At 71.7% G+C, this 13,493-nt stretch carries 13 protein-coding genes; 8 read left to right on the forward strand and 5 right to left on the reverse strand.

Going from position 1 to position 13,493, the window contains the following annotated elements; translation table 11 throughout:
- Nucleotides 1-123: 123 nt before the first annotated feature.
- The gene (locus AB0H37_RS04135; RefSeq protein ID WP_360611243.1) at nucleotides 124-1,092 is read left to right on the forward strand and encodes a DUF4192 domain-containing protein; all 969 of its coding nucleotides are present in this window, start codon (nucleotides 124-126) and stop codon (nucleotides 1,090-1,092) included.
- Nucleotides 1,093-1,265: 173 nt separating this feature from the next.
- Here the strand turns inward: AB0H37_RS04135 and AB0H37_RS04140 are convergent, their stop codons facing one another.
- Entirely contained in the window at nucleotides 1,266-1,637 is a 372-nt protein-coding gene (locus tag AB0H37_RS04140) for a hypothetical protein (RefSeq protein WP_179836605.1), read from the reverse strand.
- A 172-nt stretch (nucleotides 1,638-1,809) separates the two neighbouring features.
- Here AB0H37_RS04140 and AB0H37_RS04145 point away from each other — a divergent pair, with 172 nt between their 5' ends.
- From AB0H37_RS04145 to AB0H37_RS04160, 4 genes are all read left to right on the forward strand, one after another.
- The gene (locus tag AB0H37_RS04145; RefSeq protein ID WP_360611246.1) at nucleotides 1,810-2,619 is read left to right on the forward strand and encodes a polysaccharide deacetylase family protein; all 810 of its coding nucleotides are present in this window, start codon (nucleotides 1,810-1,812) and stop codon (nucleotides 2,617-2,619) included.
- Between the two features lie 35 nt (nucleotides 2,620-2,654).
- A complete protein-coding gene (locus AB0H37_RS04150; protein ID WP_360611248.1) occupies nucleotides 2,655-3,173 on the forward strand; it encodes a DUF1707 and DUF4870 domain-containing protein in 519 nt (172 codons plus the stop codon).
- A 227-nt stretch (nucleotides 3,174-3,400) separates the two neighbouring features.
- A complete protein-coding gene (locus AB0H37_RS04155) occupies nucleotides 3,401-4,768 on the forward strand; it encodes an FAD-binding oxidoreductase (RefSeq protein ID WP_360611250.1) in 1,368 nt (455 codons plus the stop codon).
- An 89-nt stretch (nucleotides 4,769-4,857) separates the two neighbouring features.
- Nucleotides 4,858-6,123, forward strand: coding sequence for a cyclopropane-fatty-acyl-phospholipid synthase family protein (locus tag AB0H37_RS04160; protein WP_179836601.1), 1,266 nt, complete (start codon nucleotides 4,858-4,860; stop codon nucleotides 6,121-6,123).
- A 69-nt stretch (nucleotides 6,124-6,192) separates the two neighbouring features.
- Here the strand turns inward: AB0H37_RS04160 and AB0H37_RS04165 are convergent, their stop codons facing one another.
- On the reverse strand, nucleotides 6,193-6,687 hold the full coding sequence (locus AB0H37_RS04165) for a cupin domain-containing protein (protein ID WP_179836600.1): 495 nt from the start codon (nucleotides 6,685-6,687) through the stop codon (nucleotides 6,193-6,195).
- A 31-nt stretch (nucleotides 6,688-6,718) separates the two neighbouring features.
- A complete protein-coding gene (locus AB0H37_RS04170) occupies nucleotides 6,719-7,090 on the reverse strand; it encodes a DUF4267 domain-containing protein (protein WP_360611252.1) in 372 nt (123 codons plus the stop codon).
- Between the two features lie 90 nt (nucleotides 7,091-7,180).
- Here AB0H37_RS04170 and AB0H37_RS04175 point away from each other — a divergent pair, with 90 nt between their 5' ends.
- Complete coding sequence (locus AB0H37_RS04175; RefSeq protein WP_360611254.1) at nucleotides 7,181-7,753, forward strand: TetR/AcrR family transcriptional regulator; 573 nt, start codon at nucleotides 7,181-7,183, stop codon at nucleotides 7,751-7,753.
- Between the two features lie 30 nt (nucleotides 7,754-7,783).
- On the opposite strand, the gene AB0H37_RS04180 is transcribed toward AB0H37_RS04175, so the two are convergent.
- Complete coding sequence (locus AB0H37_RS04180) at nucleotides 7,784-9,271, reverse strand: tetratricopeptide repeat protein (RefSeq protein ID WP_360611256.1); 1,488 nt, start codon at nucleotides 9,269-9,271, stop codon at nucleotides 7,784-7,786.
- A gap of 179 nt (nucleotides 9,272-9,450) precedes the next feature.
- Here AB0H37_RS04180 and AB0H37_RS04185 point away from each other — a divergent pair, with 179 nt between their 5' ends.
- On the forward strand, nucleotides 9,451-11,007 hold the full coding sequence (locus AB0H37_RS04185; RefSeq protein WP_360611258.1) for a GMC family oxidoreductase N-terminal domain-containing protein: 1,557 nt from the start codon (nucleotides 9,451-9,453) through the stop codon (nucleotides 11,005-11,007).
- On the opposite strand, the gene AB0H37_RS04190 is transcribed toward AB0H37_RS04185, so the two are convergent.
- Nucleotides 10,988-11,869, reverse strand: coding sequence for an alpha/beta hydrolase (locus AB0H37_RS04190; protein WP_360611260.1), 882 nt, complete (start codon nucleotides 11,867-11,869; stop codon nucleotides 10,988-10,990). The two genes, AB0H37_RS04185 and AB0H37_RS04190, sit on opposite strands and share 20 nt — an antisense overlap.
- 161 nt (nucleotides 11,870-12,030) lie before the next feature.
- On the opposite strand from AB0H37_RS04190, the gene AB0H37_RS04195 reads away from it, so the two are divergent.
- Nucleotides 12,031-13,422, forward strand: coding sequence for an aspartate aminotransferase family protein (locus AB0H37_RS04195; RefSeq protein WP_360611262.1), 1,392 nt, complete (start codon nucleotides 12,031-12,033; stop codon nucleotides 13,420-13,422).
- Nucleotides 13,423-13,493: the final 71 nt, after the last annotated feature.

Raw genomic sequence — 13,493 nt, forward strand, 5'->3', positions numbered from 1 at the left:
CGCTACCGCCCGCGGCCGACACCCGCGTCCCGTCCCGCACGACCGCACCCCGAATCGTCCAGGAGTTATCCACAGTCTGGGAACCCGCGGCGGCCGCTTCACGGCCCCTGAAAACCTCGACGCATGACATCACTGGTGATCCGCTCGGCCCAGGACGCCATCGCGGCCGTCCCCTATCTGCTCGGCTTCCACCCCGCGCGCAGCCTCGTCGTCATCGGTTTCGAGGGACGATCCCGCGGCACATGCGCGGTCCGGCTCGACTTACCGTCGGCCGACGCCGCCGGACGCGTCGCCGCCGTCCTGTCCGGCAACGGCTTCGCCCGCTCGCTCCTGCTCGGGTACGGCCCGGCCGGCGAGGTGGCGGAGGCCGCCCGGCCCATGCGCGCGGCCCTGGCCTCCGCGGGCGTCCCGGTCGCCGAGGCCATCCGCGTCGCCGACGGCCGCTGGTGGTCGCTCACCTGCGACGACGTCTGCTGCCCGCCCGAAGGGATCCCCTATGACGTCCACGCCAGCACCGTCGCCGCCGAGGCGACCTTCGGAGGCCACGTGGCCCTGGCCGACCGCGCCGAGCTCGTCGCCTCCGTCCAGCCGCTCGACGGCGCCGCCCGCGCCGCCATGCACCGCGCCACCGAACGCGCCGAGCAGCGCTGCCTGGCCCGCCCGCCCTCGTCCGCCGAAGACGACCTCGCCTTCGTCCTCGCCGTGCTCGCCCGCGCCCGCACCGGCTCGCGCCCGACCGACGACGAGGTCGCCTGGCTCGGCCTCCTCCTCGCCGACCTGCGCGTCCGCGACGAGACCTGGACCCGCCTCGATGCGGACGCCCCGGCCGCCGACATCGCCTTCTGGCGCGACATCGTCCGCCGCGTCGACCCCGCCCATGTCCTGGCCCCCGCGTCCCTGCTGGCATTCGCCGCCTACTCCGCCGGCGACGGAGGCCTGGCCAACGTCGCCCTGCAACGCGCCCTGGACACCGACCCCGCCTACTCCATGGCGGTCATCCTCCGCGAAGTGGTCAACGCGGGCATCCCACCCGCCAAACTCCGTATGCGCACGGCGAGTTCGCCACCAGCCGACCACCGGAAGGCCGGCTAGCCGCCGCGTGCCGTCGACCCGGTCGAACACATCCGCGCCATGGAGGTCGCCCGGTATCGCAGCCCCCTACGCGAATGACTCCTCGCGCGTTCTCGCTGCGCCCTCTACCCGACCGGGCCGCTGCCCGACGTGCTGGGACGCGACCGCACCCGCTTCGCCGTGCTTCAGACGGTTTAGGAGGAGACGGCTTCGCCGGGGGTGCCGGGGTCTATGCGGCGGTCGGGGTTGCGGTCGTTCCAGGCGCGCATGCGGGGCGGGTAGCCGACGATCTGGACGTCGTAGACGGGCAGGCCGAGGTCGCGGGCCACCTTGCCGATGACCTTGGGGGAGCCGACGCGGCGGCGGGTCCACTCGCCGTCGTGGGCGACGGCGACGGCCGTGGTGTCGGTGGCGAACGTCTCGGGCTCGACGAAGAACTCGACGCCGCGGCGGGCGCGGGCGAAGGCGATCAGCGCCTCGACGTCGGAGTCCGTCGCCTCCCGGTCGAGCTTCGTCACCGTGGACCCGCGGTGCCTGCGGATCCCGAACCGGTCCCGGAACCTCATCGTCCACTCCGTCGTGTGGTCCGCCCGGAACCGCTCCGGAGCGGGCTTGTGGTGTACGACGATAACGAGATCGGCGGTGCGCCGGTTCCCGACACAGCGGCGGCGACCCCGGCGGGCCGGGGGGCCGCGCCCTAGACTGGCGCCTTCGGGGGATCATCACGCGGGGGTGTCGATGAACGGGCCGAACCTTGTTCGGCGGGTGGCCGGAGCCGTGCTCGTGGTCGCGGTGTTCGGGCTCCTGAGCACCCTCACCCCTGCCCAGGGCCAGGTGAGGCCCATCGCGCAGACGGCGTCCCCCAAGGCGGGCCCCGGGGCGAGGCCGGCCGCGCCTCCGAAGCCGCCGCCGCCCGACTGCGCCCGGGCCAAGTGCCTGGCGCTGACGTTCGACGACGGGCCCGCGGAGAGCACCGCGGAGCTGCTGGACATCCTCGCGGCCCGCAAGGTCAGGGCGACGTTCTTCATCGTGGGCGAGAACGCCGCGAAGCATCCGGATCTGGTGCGCCGCGAACTGGAGGCCGGGCACGAGATCGCCGACCACAGCTACACGCACGCCGACCTCGGGAGGGCTTCCCAGAAGGAGATCATGGCCGAGCTGACGAGGACGCAGGACGCGATCCGGCGCGCGTCCGGGGTCACGCCCGTGCTGCTCAGGCCGCCCTACGGGTCGACTTCCGAGCGGCTGACGAAGATCACGCGGGAGCTGGGGATGGCGCAGGTGCTGTGGACGGTCGATCCCCTCGACTGGGAGCACCGCGACACCGCCTACGTCGAGAGGCGGGTGCTGAAGGCGGTGAGGCCCGGCTACATCGTCCTGATGCACGACATCCATCCGACGAGCGTCAAGGCCGTCCCGAAGATCATCGACCGGCTGGCGGCCGAGGGATACGTGTTCGTCACGGTGCCCGAGCTCTTCGGGGGGCGTCTGACCCCCGGGAAGGAGTACGTCCAGCGGAATTCAGGGGATCCTCAGGGTCTTCCCTGATGGCCTCGCGGCGGGGCCGCGCGGAGCATGGGCATATGAACAGCAGTTACGCGGTGGGGGATCTGCGGGTCTCTGACGCCGAGCGGGAACCGGTCATCCAGCGGCTTCAGGACTCCTACGCCGAGGGGCGCCTCGACGAGGACGAATTCGACCTTCGCGTGCAACTGGCGATGACGGCGAAAACGCGCAACGACCTCGGCGCCGTCCTCGTCGATCTGGTGCCCGCTCCCGCGCTGCCCGTGACGGTCGAGGCCGAGGCCGCGACAGGCGAGGACCGGATGCTGGCCGCCGTCGCGCACGCCGTCGCCGTCCCCACACTGTTCGTCGGCCCGCTCGTGCTGATGCTGCTGAGCGGCAAGCGGTCGCCCTACGTCCGGCGGCAGGCGGCGGAGGCCGTGAACTTCCAAGTGACGCTGCTGCTGCTCACGATCGTCACCTTCGGCGTCGGCGGGATCGTGTACGGGGTGGCGTGGGTGCTGTCGGCGATCGCGGCCGTCTTCGCGCTGACCGGCCAGACGTTCCGCTACCCGTGGATCCTGCGCCTGGTGAAGTGACGCGGGGCGACGAGCCCGGCGTCGAACGTGGCTCGGGTTTGTCGGAGGACGCCTCCGGGGAGGGTTGACGTGGCCGCGTCGAACGCGGCCGTCCGCCTCCAGGAGATGGAACGACGCCTATGCGCACGCCCGTGGGTTTATTCCCCTCCCTACCTGTGACTCCCCTAACGTCCGACTTATGTGGACCATGCATGGGATGATCGGTTAACTATGCGAGGGAGGGGTAGATGACGGAGCTTGCGATCAAGGGCGATCACCAGCGGGCGGTGGAGGCGCTCAGGAGGTCCTACCAGGCCATCCCGGCGGGCTCGCCGGTGCGGCTGGCCAAGCGGACCTCGAACCTGTTCCGGTGGCGCGACCCCTCGGATGCGCCCGGTCTGGACGTCTCCGGCTTCGACCAGGTGCTGAGCGTCGACCCGGACGAGCGGACCGCGCAGGTCCAGGGCATGACGACCTACGAGGACCTGGTCGACGCGACGCTGCCGCACGGTCTGATGCCGACGGTCGTCCCCCAGCTGAAGACGATCACGCTGGGCGGGGCGGTGACCGGGCTCGGCATCGAGTCGACGTCGTTCCGGGACGGGCTGCCGCACGAGGGCGTCCTGGAGCTGGAGGTCCTCACCGGTGACGGGGAGATCGTCACGGCCGCGCGGGACAACGAGCACAAGGACCTGTTCTACGGCTTCCCGAACTCCTACGGGACGCTCGGCTACAGCCTCCGGTTGAAGATCGAGCTGCGGCCCGTCCGGCCCTACGTCCGGCTGCGGCACCTGCGGTTCACCGACGCGGCGGAGCTCGCCCGCGTCCTGGGGGAGATCACCGAGTCCGGGACGTTCGAGGACGAGACCGTCGACTTCATGGACGGGACGGTCTTCAGCGCGGACGAGCAGTACATCACGCTCGGCTTCTTCGCCGACTCCGCGCCGTACGCCTCCGACTACACCGGCCAGCAGATCTACTACAAGTCGATCCAGCAGCGCTCGGTCGACTTCCTGACGATCCGCGACTACATCTGGCGCTGGGACACCGACTGGTTCTGGTGCTCGGGCGCGTTCGGCGTGCAGAACCCGGCCGTCCGGCGGCTGTGGCCCGACAAGTTCAAGCGCTCCGACGTGTACCGCAAGCTGGTCGCCTACGACCGCCGGTACCACATCGTCGCGCGCGCGGAGCGCTGGCGGGGGCTGCGGCCGCGCGAGGACGTCATCCAGGACATCGAGGTGCCGGTCGAGCGGCTTCCGGAGTTCCTGGAGTTCTTCCACGACAAGGTGGGCATGAGCCCGATCTGGCTGTGCCCGCTGCGTGCGAAGGAGCGGTGGCCGCTGTACCCGCTGGACGTGGGCCGCCCGTACGTGAACGCCGGTTTCTGGGGGACGGTGCGGATCCCGCCGGGGCAGATCCCCGAGTACCACAACCGGCTCATCGAGCGTAAGGTCGCCGCCCTCGACGGCCACAAGTCCCTCTACTCGACCGCCTTCTACGGCCGGGACGAGTTCTGGCGGTACTACGACGGGGAGACCTACCGGCGGCTCAAGGGGTCCTACGATCCCGACGGGCGGTTGCTGGACCTCTACGACAAGTGCGTGCGCGGACGCTGACCAGGCGCCCGCAGTTTCGGGGGAGCCCCGCGCGGGAGGCGGCCGACCGCCGCCGTCCGGGCAGGGGCGGAGAGACAGGAGGAACCAAGATGACGCTGGCCAGGGTCTTCGAGCAGCTCGCCGGGGCTGAGGCGCCAGTGGAGTTCACGGCCTACGACGGATCTCGGGCGGGGGTGCCCGGCGCCGACATCCGTTTCGACGTGCGCTCACCGTACGCGGTCTCGTACCTGCTGCACTCGCCGGGCGCGCTGGGGCTCGCCCGCGCCTACGTCACCGGCATGATCGACGTCAACGGCGACATGATCACGGCGCTGACGACGATGCAGCAGGTGCTCAGCGATGTGACACCGCGCGACAAGGCGAAGATCACCGCTGGGGTGATGCGCGATCCGCTGCTGCGCGCGGCGGCATCCCGCCGACTGGACCCGCCGCCGCAGGAGGCGCCGTTCAGCCGCATCCCGTCGTGGCTCCGGCACTCCAAGCGGCGGGACGCGCGGGCCATCTCCCATCACTACGACGTGTCCAACACCTTCTACGAGTGGGTGCTCGGCCCTTCCATGGCCTACACCTGCGCGTGCTTCCCGCATGAGGGCGCCACGCTGGAGGAGGCGCAGTTCGCCAAGCACGACCTGGTGGCCAAGAAGATCGGGCTGAAGCCGGGGATGCGGCTGCTGGACGTCGGCTGCGGCTGGGGCGGCATGGTGATGCACGCCGCGAAGGAGTACGGGGTCAAGGCGCTCGGTGTCACGCTGTCCAAGCAGCAGGCCGAGTGGGCGCAGAAGGCCATCGCCGACCGGGGCCTGTCCGACCTCGCGGAGGTCCGGCACATGGACTACCGCGACGTGACCGAGACCGGCTTCGACGCGGTCAGCTCCATCGGCCTCACCGAGCACATCGGGAAGAACAACCTTCCGGCCTACTTCTCCTTCCTCCACGGGAAGCTGAAGAAGGGCGGGCGGATGCTGAACCACACCATCACGCGGCCGGACAACAGGTCTCCGTCCCGCAAGGAGAACGGGTTCATCAACCGGTACGTGTTCCCGGACGGTGAGCTGGAGGGCCCGGGCTACGTCCAGAGCCAGATGAACGACGCGGGGTTCGAGATCCGGCACCAGGAGAACCTGCGCGAGCACTACGCGCGCACGCTCACCGGCTGGTGCGAGAACCTCGACGCGCACTGGGACGAGGCCGTCGCCGAGGTCGGCGAGGGCACCGCCCGCGTGTGGCGCGTCTACATGGCCGGCTGCGTGCTCGGCTTCAACCAGAACTGGATCCAGCTGCACCAGACGCTCGGCGTGAAGGTGGAGGACGACGGCACGAGCCACATGCCGCTGCGGCCCGACTGGGGATCGTGACGGCGCGACCGCTGCGACCGCCGACGAGCCGACCGGACGTTCCGGTCGGCTCGTCGCCGTTTCGGGCCGTCAGGCCCGCGCCCTCTCCCAGGCCTCGCTGGACAGGAAGTAGGTGTCGTAGATCTCCTGGACGTCCAGGAGGCTCTCCGGCGGGACCTTCCCGTAGGCGATGCGCTCCAGGTGGCGGAAGTACTCGAACCGCTCGACGCCCGGGGTGATGACGATGAGGATGTCGGCGCCCTCCCCGGGGGCGGCGGCGAAGGCGTGCGGCAGGCCGGGCGGGACGACGACGAGGTCGCCGCGTTCGGCGGTCACCACCTGCTCGCCCGAGAGGAGCTGGGCGGTGCCGTCCAGCATGTAGAACATCTCGGCGGAACCGTCGTGGCGGTGCGGTTTGGCACCGTCCGCGCCGGAGTCCAGGGTGACCCGCTGGGTGGACAGCGCGCCGCCGGTCGAGCCGCTGTCGGCCAGCAGCCGGATGGTGACGGGGGACCGGCCGATCACCTCGGCCTCGGCGGAACGGACGATCACGGACGCATCGAAGTCCGGTGAGATCAGCGACATGCGGTGGGCTCCTTGTCCGGGAGGGGAGAGGTCAGACGGCGAACAGCAGGGCGGCACTGACGAGCACGGCCACGGCGGTGGCGAAATGGACGCCGAACGCGACGGCCTTGGCGCCGCCGTGACGCAGGACGATCAGGGTGTCGCCGAGCGGCGCGATGGCCACGACCAGCATGTACCAGCCCGCGGCGTGGGCGTCCGCGAAAGCGATCAGGGCGAGGCCGAGGATGCCGAACGTCAGGTCGCGCAGCCCCTTGATCTCCAGGTAGGCGATGTCGCCGTCCGGCTTGGCGGGGACGCCGTAGCCGGCGGCCGCCGCGCGGGGCGCCATGAGGAACCGCACGCCGATGAAGACGCAGAACAGGGCGAGCACGACGGCCAGTGCGTAGGCGACAGGGGTGAGCATCAGCGTCTCCAAGAGTGCTAGCAGTGCTAGGAACGAGGTCGACGCTAGCATAGCGTCGACAGGATGGCTAGCAATGCTAGAATCACTGCCATGTCGATCCAGGGACGCCGCGAGCGCGAACGGGCGGAACGCGAGAAGCTGATCATCACGGCGGCGCGGGAGCTGGCCGAGAGCGAGGGGTGGGACGCGGTGACGACGCGGCGCCTCGCCGCTGAGATCGATTACAGCCAGCCCGTCCTCTACAGCCACTTCAAGGGCAAGGTCGCCATCATGGCGGCGGTCGCGGTCGAGGGGTGCGCCGAGCTCGCGGGCGCCTTGCGGGAGGCGCGTACCGCCTCCTCCGAGCCCGCCGGAGCGCTGGCGGACGTCGCGGCCGCCTACACAAACTTCGCCGAGCGCAGGCCCGCCCTCTACGACGCGATGTTCACCCGCGCCGTCGACCTGCCTTTCGCGACCCCCGAGGCGCCGCCCGCGCTCCAGGAGGCCTTCGGTGAGCTGCGCGAGACCGTCCGGCCGTTCGCGGGCGGGGACGACGTGGACGTGCTCACCGAGACGTTCTGGAGCGGTCTGCACGGCCTCCTCACCCTGATGCGGGACGGGCGCATGCACCGCGAGCACCACGACCTGCGCATGGCCGTCCTGCTCCGCCGGTTCGCCGCCTGACCCGCCCGCCGCGGCCGGGAACCGGGCCGGTCAGTGGGCGGCGCGTCCCGCGGTCGTGGCCTTGATGAGGCCGTCGGGGGTGAAGGCGACCGTCACCTGGCCGCCCTGCGGGGCGACGCCGTCGATGACCTCCTCGTTCTCCCTGATCCGGCATCCGTGGTGGGCGAGGAAGCCGCGGACGACGCGGCGCTGCTCGGTGGGGAAGATCTCGGCGGCGGTCGTCATCAGGCGCGTCGCCGAGAGCGGGTCGAACTCGGCCTCGGGGAGGGCGGGGTCGTCGACGTGGAAGTAGAACGAGCCCTTCCCGTCGTTCACGCGGCAGCTCTGGACGCCGTTGCCGCCGAGCAGCGCGGCGGCGGCGATGGCCATGGTGGTCGCGGCCTGATGCGGGTCGGGGAAGCCGGACAGGTCCAGGCGCCCCGCCGCCAGCTCCGGGACGGCGTGGCGTTCGCCGTGCTCGCGGACGGCCGCCAGCGGGACGACGGCGGGCACGTCGTCGCCGTAGTGCGGGTTGGCCCACGCCCACAGCCATGTGTCGCTCAGGTGCGAGAAGCTGCCGAGGAAGGTCATGCCGTGGAAGGTGCGGCCGCCCGCGGTGAGGGTGCGCTCGTCGACGTCGAAGGCGATGTCGCCGTCCCCGACGGCGGCGTTGAGGACGTCCTGCCGCTGGATCGCCGCGGCCGAGCCCGCACTGGCGAACGCCTCGAACTCCGGGCTGTAGACGCTGAGCCCGCCCAGGAACTCCGACCAGAACCGGGCACCGCGCTCGTCGCCCCGGCGCCGGTAGAGGTCGCCGAGCTTGCGGGCGGCCTGCTCGACACCGGCCTCCTGCACCGATCTGCGAAACCAGCCGATCGCGGCGTCCTCGTCCCCCGCCTTCTCGAAGTGCGCGCCGAGGCAGTAGGCGGCCTTGGGATGCCCGAGATCGGCGGCCTGCCGCCATGACCGGATCTGCCCGACGGGATCGCCCTTGTCCTGCCGCACGAAGCCCAGGTTGAACGCGGCGCCGCCGTTCCCGCGCTCGGCGGCGCGTGCGTACCAGGTCTCCGCCGCTTCGAGATCGCCCTTCCCGCCGTCGTCGTACAGCCGGCCGAGGTTGAAGGCGGCCTTGTCCGAGCCGAGCTCCCAGGCCTGGCGGAAGAAGCCCATGGCCTCGTCGACGTCCCCCCGGTCCTCCAGGAGGATGCCCAGGTTCAGGGCGCCGCCCCCGAAGCCGCCCTCGGCGGCCCGCCGGTACCAGCGTTCGGCGGCCTCCAGGTCGCCGCCGCGCTCCGCGCCGTAGCCGACCTCGAAGGCGCTCTCGGGAAGCCCCGCCTCCGCGGCCCGCCGCCACCACGCCATCGCCTCCCGGTCGTCACCGCGTTCCGCCGCGATGAAGCCGAGCTCGTGGGCGCCGCCCGGATGCCCCGATTCGAACGCCCGCCGCAACAACTCCTCGGCCTCCGCGACGTTCCCGCCGCGCTTGGCCTCCATGCCGCGCTCGTACGGTTCGACTGATCCGGCCGGGTACTCGGTCATCTCATGCCCCTCTGAGTGATCACAGGTTCACGGGATCGACGCCGCACGCCTGATCCGGGTTCCATCGGCGTGCGGACGACCGAAACCGTTCCGCACGCATGGACGGGCGGACCCCTCCGGTGGTAAGCCCGGGGGGAAGAACGGGCCCGTGCCGCGGCCCGTGGAGAGCGGGAGCCCTCATGGAACACGACTATGTCATCGTCGGCGCCGGGTCCGCGGGATGCGCCCTGGCCGCGCGGCTCTCCGAGGACGCCTCCGTCACCGTCGCCCTCCTGGAGGCGGGCGGCCCGGACGACAAGAGCGAGATCCACATCCCGGCCGCGTTCCCGAAGCTCTTCAAGACCGAATACGACTGGGACTACAGCACCGCGAAGCAGCCCGAACTGGACGGGCGCGAGCTGTACTGGCCGCGGGGGAGGATGCTCGGCGGGTCGTCCTCGCTGAACGCGATGATGTGGGTGCGCGGCCACTACGACGACTACGACGACTGGGACGTCCCCGGCTGGTCCTACGAGGACGTCGTCCCGTACTTCAAGCGCGTCGAGGGCCGCGTCGGCAGCAACAGGGGCGACGTCTACGGGACGTCCGGCCCGGTCACGATCTCCGAGCAGCGCAGCCCGAACGTGACGACGCGGGCGTTCCTGGAGGCGTGCGCCGCCGCCGGCCTGACCAGGCTGCCCGAGCTGAACGGCCCGTCCAACGAGGGGTACGCGCTCACGCCGGTCAGCCAGCGGCGCGGCAGGCGGTGCAGCGCGGCCGACGCGTACCTGCGTCCCGCTCGCGGACGCCCCAACCTGACCGTCGTGACGGGCGCGCAGGTGTCGCGGGTCCTGATCGAGGACGGGCGCGCGACCGGCGTGGAGTACGGCGGCGAGCGCGTCACGGCGCGCCGCGAGGTCGTCCTGGCCGCGGGCGCGGTCGGGTCGCCGCACCTGCTGATGCTGTCCGGCGTCGGCGACCCCGAGCACCTGCGGGGCGCCGGCGTGGAACCGGTCGTGGAGTCCCCGGAGGTGGGGCGCCACCTCCAGGACCACCTGTCGGTCGGGGTCGTACGGCACTGCCCTGAAAGGGTCACGCTCGCGGGCGCGGAGTCGCTGCCTAACATCGCCCGCTACCTGCTCGCGCGGCGCGGGCCGTTCACCTCCAACGTGGGCGAGGCGGTCGTGTTCACCAAGAGCGCCCCCACCCTGCACGCCCCCGACCTCGAACTGATCTTCGCGCCGGCCCCCTACATCGCGCACGGGCTCACCCCGCCGACCGAGCACGGCGTGACGCTCGGCGTCGTGCTGCTGCGGCCCGAGTCGTCGGGGCGCATCACGCTCGCCTCCGCAGACCCGGCCGCCCCGCCGGTGATCGACCCCGCCTACCTGACGAAGGAGAGCGACCTGCGGCGCCTGATGCACGGCGTCCGCCGCGCGGAGGAGCTGATGGCCGCCGACGCGCTCAAGCCCTACGTCGGCGACGTCATGCAGCCCTACGTGGGCGCGGACGACGAGGAGGCGCTGGCCGCCTACGTCCGGGGGCGCTCCGAGACGCTCTACCACCCGACCGGAACGTGCCGGATGGGCACCGGGGCCGACTCCGTCGTCGACCCGGACCTGCGCGTCCGCGGCGTCGAGGGGCTCCGGGTCGCGGACGTGTCGGTCCTGCCGCAGATCACCCGGGGCCACACCAACGCCCCCGCGATCATGATCGGCGAGAAGGCCGCCGACCTGATCAGGCGGCCAGCCAGCTGAGCACGCGCTCGTTCACCTCGGCAGGACGGTCCAGCTGGGGGAAGTGGCCGGCGGCGGGGATCCGCTCGGCCCGCGACCCCGGCGGGAGGGCGGCCCGGACGGCGTCGAGGTCGACCGCGTCCGCGGCGAGGCAGCCGTCCTCGGCGCCGTGCAGGTAGAGCACGGGGCGCTCGCCCACGACGGTGGTCGCCTGCTGCTCGGCCGCGTACCGGCCGACGAGCCGGGACGGGTCGAGCATCGCGCGGTAGTACCCGATCGCCGCCGCGGCGTTGGCGGGCGCGGCGAGGCACTCCATGACGCGGTCGACGTCCCCGGACCGGTCGCGGCCGTCGTCCGGGGACCAGTCGCGCCACAGCCCTTCCACGAACGCGCGGTCGAACGCGAGTTCGGCCAGCGGCGTCTGGAAGACGAAGATGTAGAACGAGCGCTTGAGCTGCTCGTAGTCGAAGAAGGCGGTCGTCATCACCGATATGGGCGGGACGGACAGGGCGACCGCCTTGCGCCAGCGGTCAGGGGCGGCGTTCGCGGCGCCGTAGGCGGCGAAGGCGCCCCAGTCGTGGCCGATGAGCACGGCGTCCGGGCCGCCGCCGAGCGCCTCGTGCAGGGCGACGGCGTCGGCGGCGAGGGCGCCGCTCTGGTACGCGCCGTCCTCGGGGACGGACGTGGGGGCGTAGCCGCGCATGAAGGGGGCCACGGCGCGGTATCCGGCGGCGGCCAGTTCCGGCATGAGGTGCCGCCAGGTGTGCGGGGAGTCGGGGAAGCCGTGCAGCAGCAGCGCCAGGGGCCCGTCCTGGGGGCCGGCGGTGAGGTATCCGAAGTCGAGCCCGTTCGCGTCGGCCGATCCGGCCGTGATGTCGCTCATGTACGCCTCCTGGTTCGCGGCGAACGGTACCCGCGGCGTCACGGCGCGGGATCAGCGGGGCCGTTTCTCTTCGGATATCGGCGTATCACCATGTATTTACAGCGGATTCCGCAGTCACATAGCATCGACGCAACTGGATCGATCGCACCGAGGGAAACGTGATGACCGAGTCGGACGTGACCAGCCAGCAGCACGACGCGATGCAGAGGGCGGCGCGCGACCATCTGTGGATGCACTTCGCGCGGCACTCGGCGTCCCTGGACGGCGGCGAGATCCCGGTGATCGTCCGAGGTGAGGGCGCCTACGTGTACGACTCGGGGGGCCGCCGCTACCTGGACGGGCTCGCCGGGCTGTTCACGGTCCAGGCCGGGCACGGGCGCGAGGAGCTGGCGCAGGCCGCCGCCAAGCAGGCCGCCGAGCTGGCCTACTTCCCGATCTGGTCGTACGCGCACCCGAAGGCCGTCGAGCTGGCCGAGCGGCTCGCCGCCCTCGCGCCCGGCGACCTGAACCGCGTCTTCTTCACCACCGGGGGCGGCGACGCGGTGGAGAGCGCGTGGAAGCTCGCCAAGCACTACTTCAAGCTCACCGGGAAGCCGGCCAAGCACAAGGTGATCAGCCGCGCGGTCGCCTACCACGGCACCCCGCACGGCGCGCTGTCGATCACGGGCCTGCCCGGCCTGAAGGCGCCGTACGAGCCGCTGGTGCCGAGCGGCTTCCGGGTGCCGAACACCAACATCTACCGCGCCGCCGAGCACCGCGACGACCCCGAGGCGTTCGGCCGGTGGGCCGCCGACCGGATCGAGGAGGTCATCGAGTTCGAGGGCGCCGACACCGTCGCCGCCGTGTTCCTGGAGCCGGTGCAGAACGCCGGCGGCTGCTTCCCGCCGCCGCCCGGCTACTTCGAGCGCGTCCGCGAGATCTGCGACCGGCACGACGTCCTGCTGGTGTCGGACGAGGTGATCTGCGCGTTCGGGCGCCTCGGCACGATGTTCGGCGCGCAGCGGTTCGGCTACACGCCCGACATCATCACCTTCGCCAAGGGCGTGACGTCCGGGTACGCGCCGCTCGGCGGGATGCTCGTCGCCGACCGCCTGTTCGAGCCGTTCAGGGGCGGGACGGAGATGTTCGCGCACGGCTACACCTTCGGCGGGCACCCGGTGTCGGCGGCGGTGGCGCTGGCCAACCTCGACCTGTTCGAGCGCGAGGACCTGACCGGGCACGTCCTGCGCAACCGGGACGCGTTCCGGAGCACGCTGGAGCGGCTGCGCGACCTGCCGATCGTCGGCGACGTGCGCGGTGACGGCTACTTCTACGGCATCGAGCTGGTGAAGGACCAGGCCACACGTGAGACGTTCGACGACGAGGAGTCCGAGCGCCTGCTGCGCGGGTTCCTCGACAAGGCCCTCTACGAGGCGGGCCTGTACTGCCGGGCCGACGACCGCGGCGACCCCGTCGTGCAGCTGGCACCGCCGCTGATCTGCGACCAGGGGCACTTCGAGGAGATCGAGCAGATCCTGCGCTCCGTCCTCCAGGAGGCGTGGACGCGGTTGTGAGGGGCCGCCGGGACCCGGCGCGTTCCCGGGGCCCGGCGGACCAGTGTGAGGCGCGTCACCCGGCCGATCAG

The sequence above is a fragment of the Actinomadura sp. NPDC023710 genome (genome assembly GCF_040639875.1).
Lineage (GTDB): Bacteria > Actinomycetota > Actinomycetes > Streptosporangiales > Streptosporangiaceae > Spirillospora > Spirillospora citrea.

Bases quoted from the DNA above. Each gene is read 5' to 3' on its own strand.
- AB0H37_RS04190 (WP_360611260.1), bottom strand. From the start codon at position 11,869: ATGAGCGACATCACGGCCGGATCGGCCGACGCGAACGGGCTCGACTTC.
- AB0H37_RS04185 (WP_360611258.1), top strand. From the start codon at position 9,451: ATGGAACACGACTATGTCATCGTCGGCGCCGGGTCCGCGGGATGCGCC.
- AB0H37_RS04145 (WP_360611246.1), top strand. From the start codon at position 1,810: ATGAACGGGCCGAACCTTGTTCGGCGGGTGGCCGGAGCCGTGCTCGTG.
- AB0H37_RS04140 (WP_179836605.1), bottom strand. From the start codon at position 1,637: ATGAGGTTCCGGGACCGGTTCGGGATCCGCAGGCACCGCGGGTCCACG.
- AB0H37_RS04165 (WP_179836600.1), bottom strand. From the start codon at position 6,687: ATGTCGCTGATCTCACCGGACTTCGATGCGTCCGTGATCGTCCGTTCC.
- AB0H37_RS04180 (WP_360611256.1), bottom strand. From the start codon at position 9,271: ATGACCGAGTACCCGGCCGGATCAGTCGAACCGTACGAGCGCGGCATG.
- AB0H37_RS04135 (WP_360611243.1), top strand. From the start codon at position 124: ATGACATCACTGGTGATCCGCTCGGCCCAGGACGCCATCGCGGCCGTC.
- AB0H37_RS04150 (WP_360611248.1), top strand. From the start codon at position 2,655: ATGAACAGCAGTTACGCGGTGGGGGATCTGCGGGTCTCTGACGCCGAG.
- AB0H37_RS04170 (WP_360611252.1), bottom strand. From the start codon at position 7,090: ATGCTCACCCCTGTCGCCTACGCACTGGCCGTCGTGCTCGCCCTGTTC.
- AB0H37_RS04155 (WP_360611250.1), top strand. From the start codon at position 3,401: ATGACGGAGCTTGCGATCAAGGGCGATCACCAGCGGGCGGTGGAGGCG.
- AB0H37_RS04160 (WP_179836601.1), top strand. From the start codon at position 4,858: ATGACGCTGGCCAGGGTCTTCGAGCAGCTCGCCGGGGCTGAGGCGCCA.
- AB0H37_RS04175 (WP_360611254.1), top strand. From the start codon at position 7,181: ATGTCGATCCAGGGACGCCGCGAGCGCGAACGGGCGGAACGCGAGAAG.
- AB0H37_RS04195 (WP_360611262.1), top strand. From the start codon at position 12,031: ATGACCGAGTCGGACGTGACCAGCCAGCAGCACGACGCGATGCAGAGG.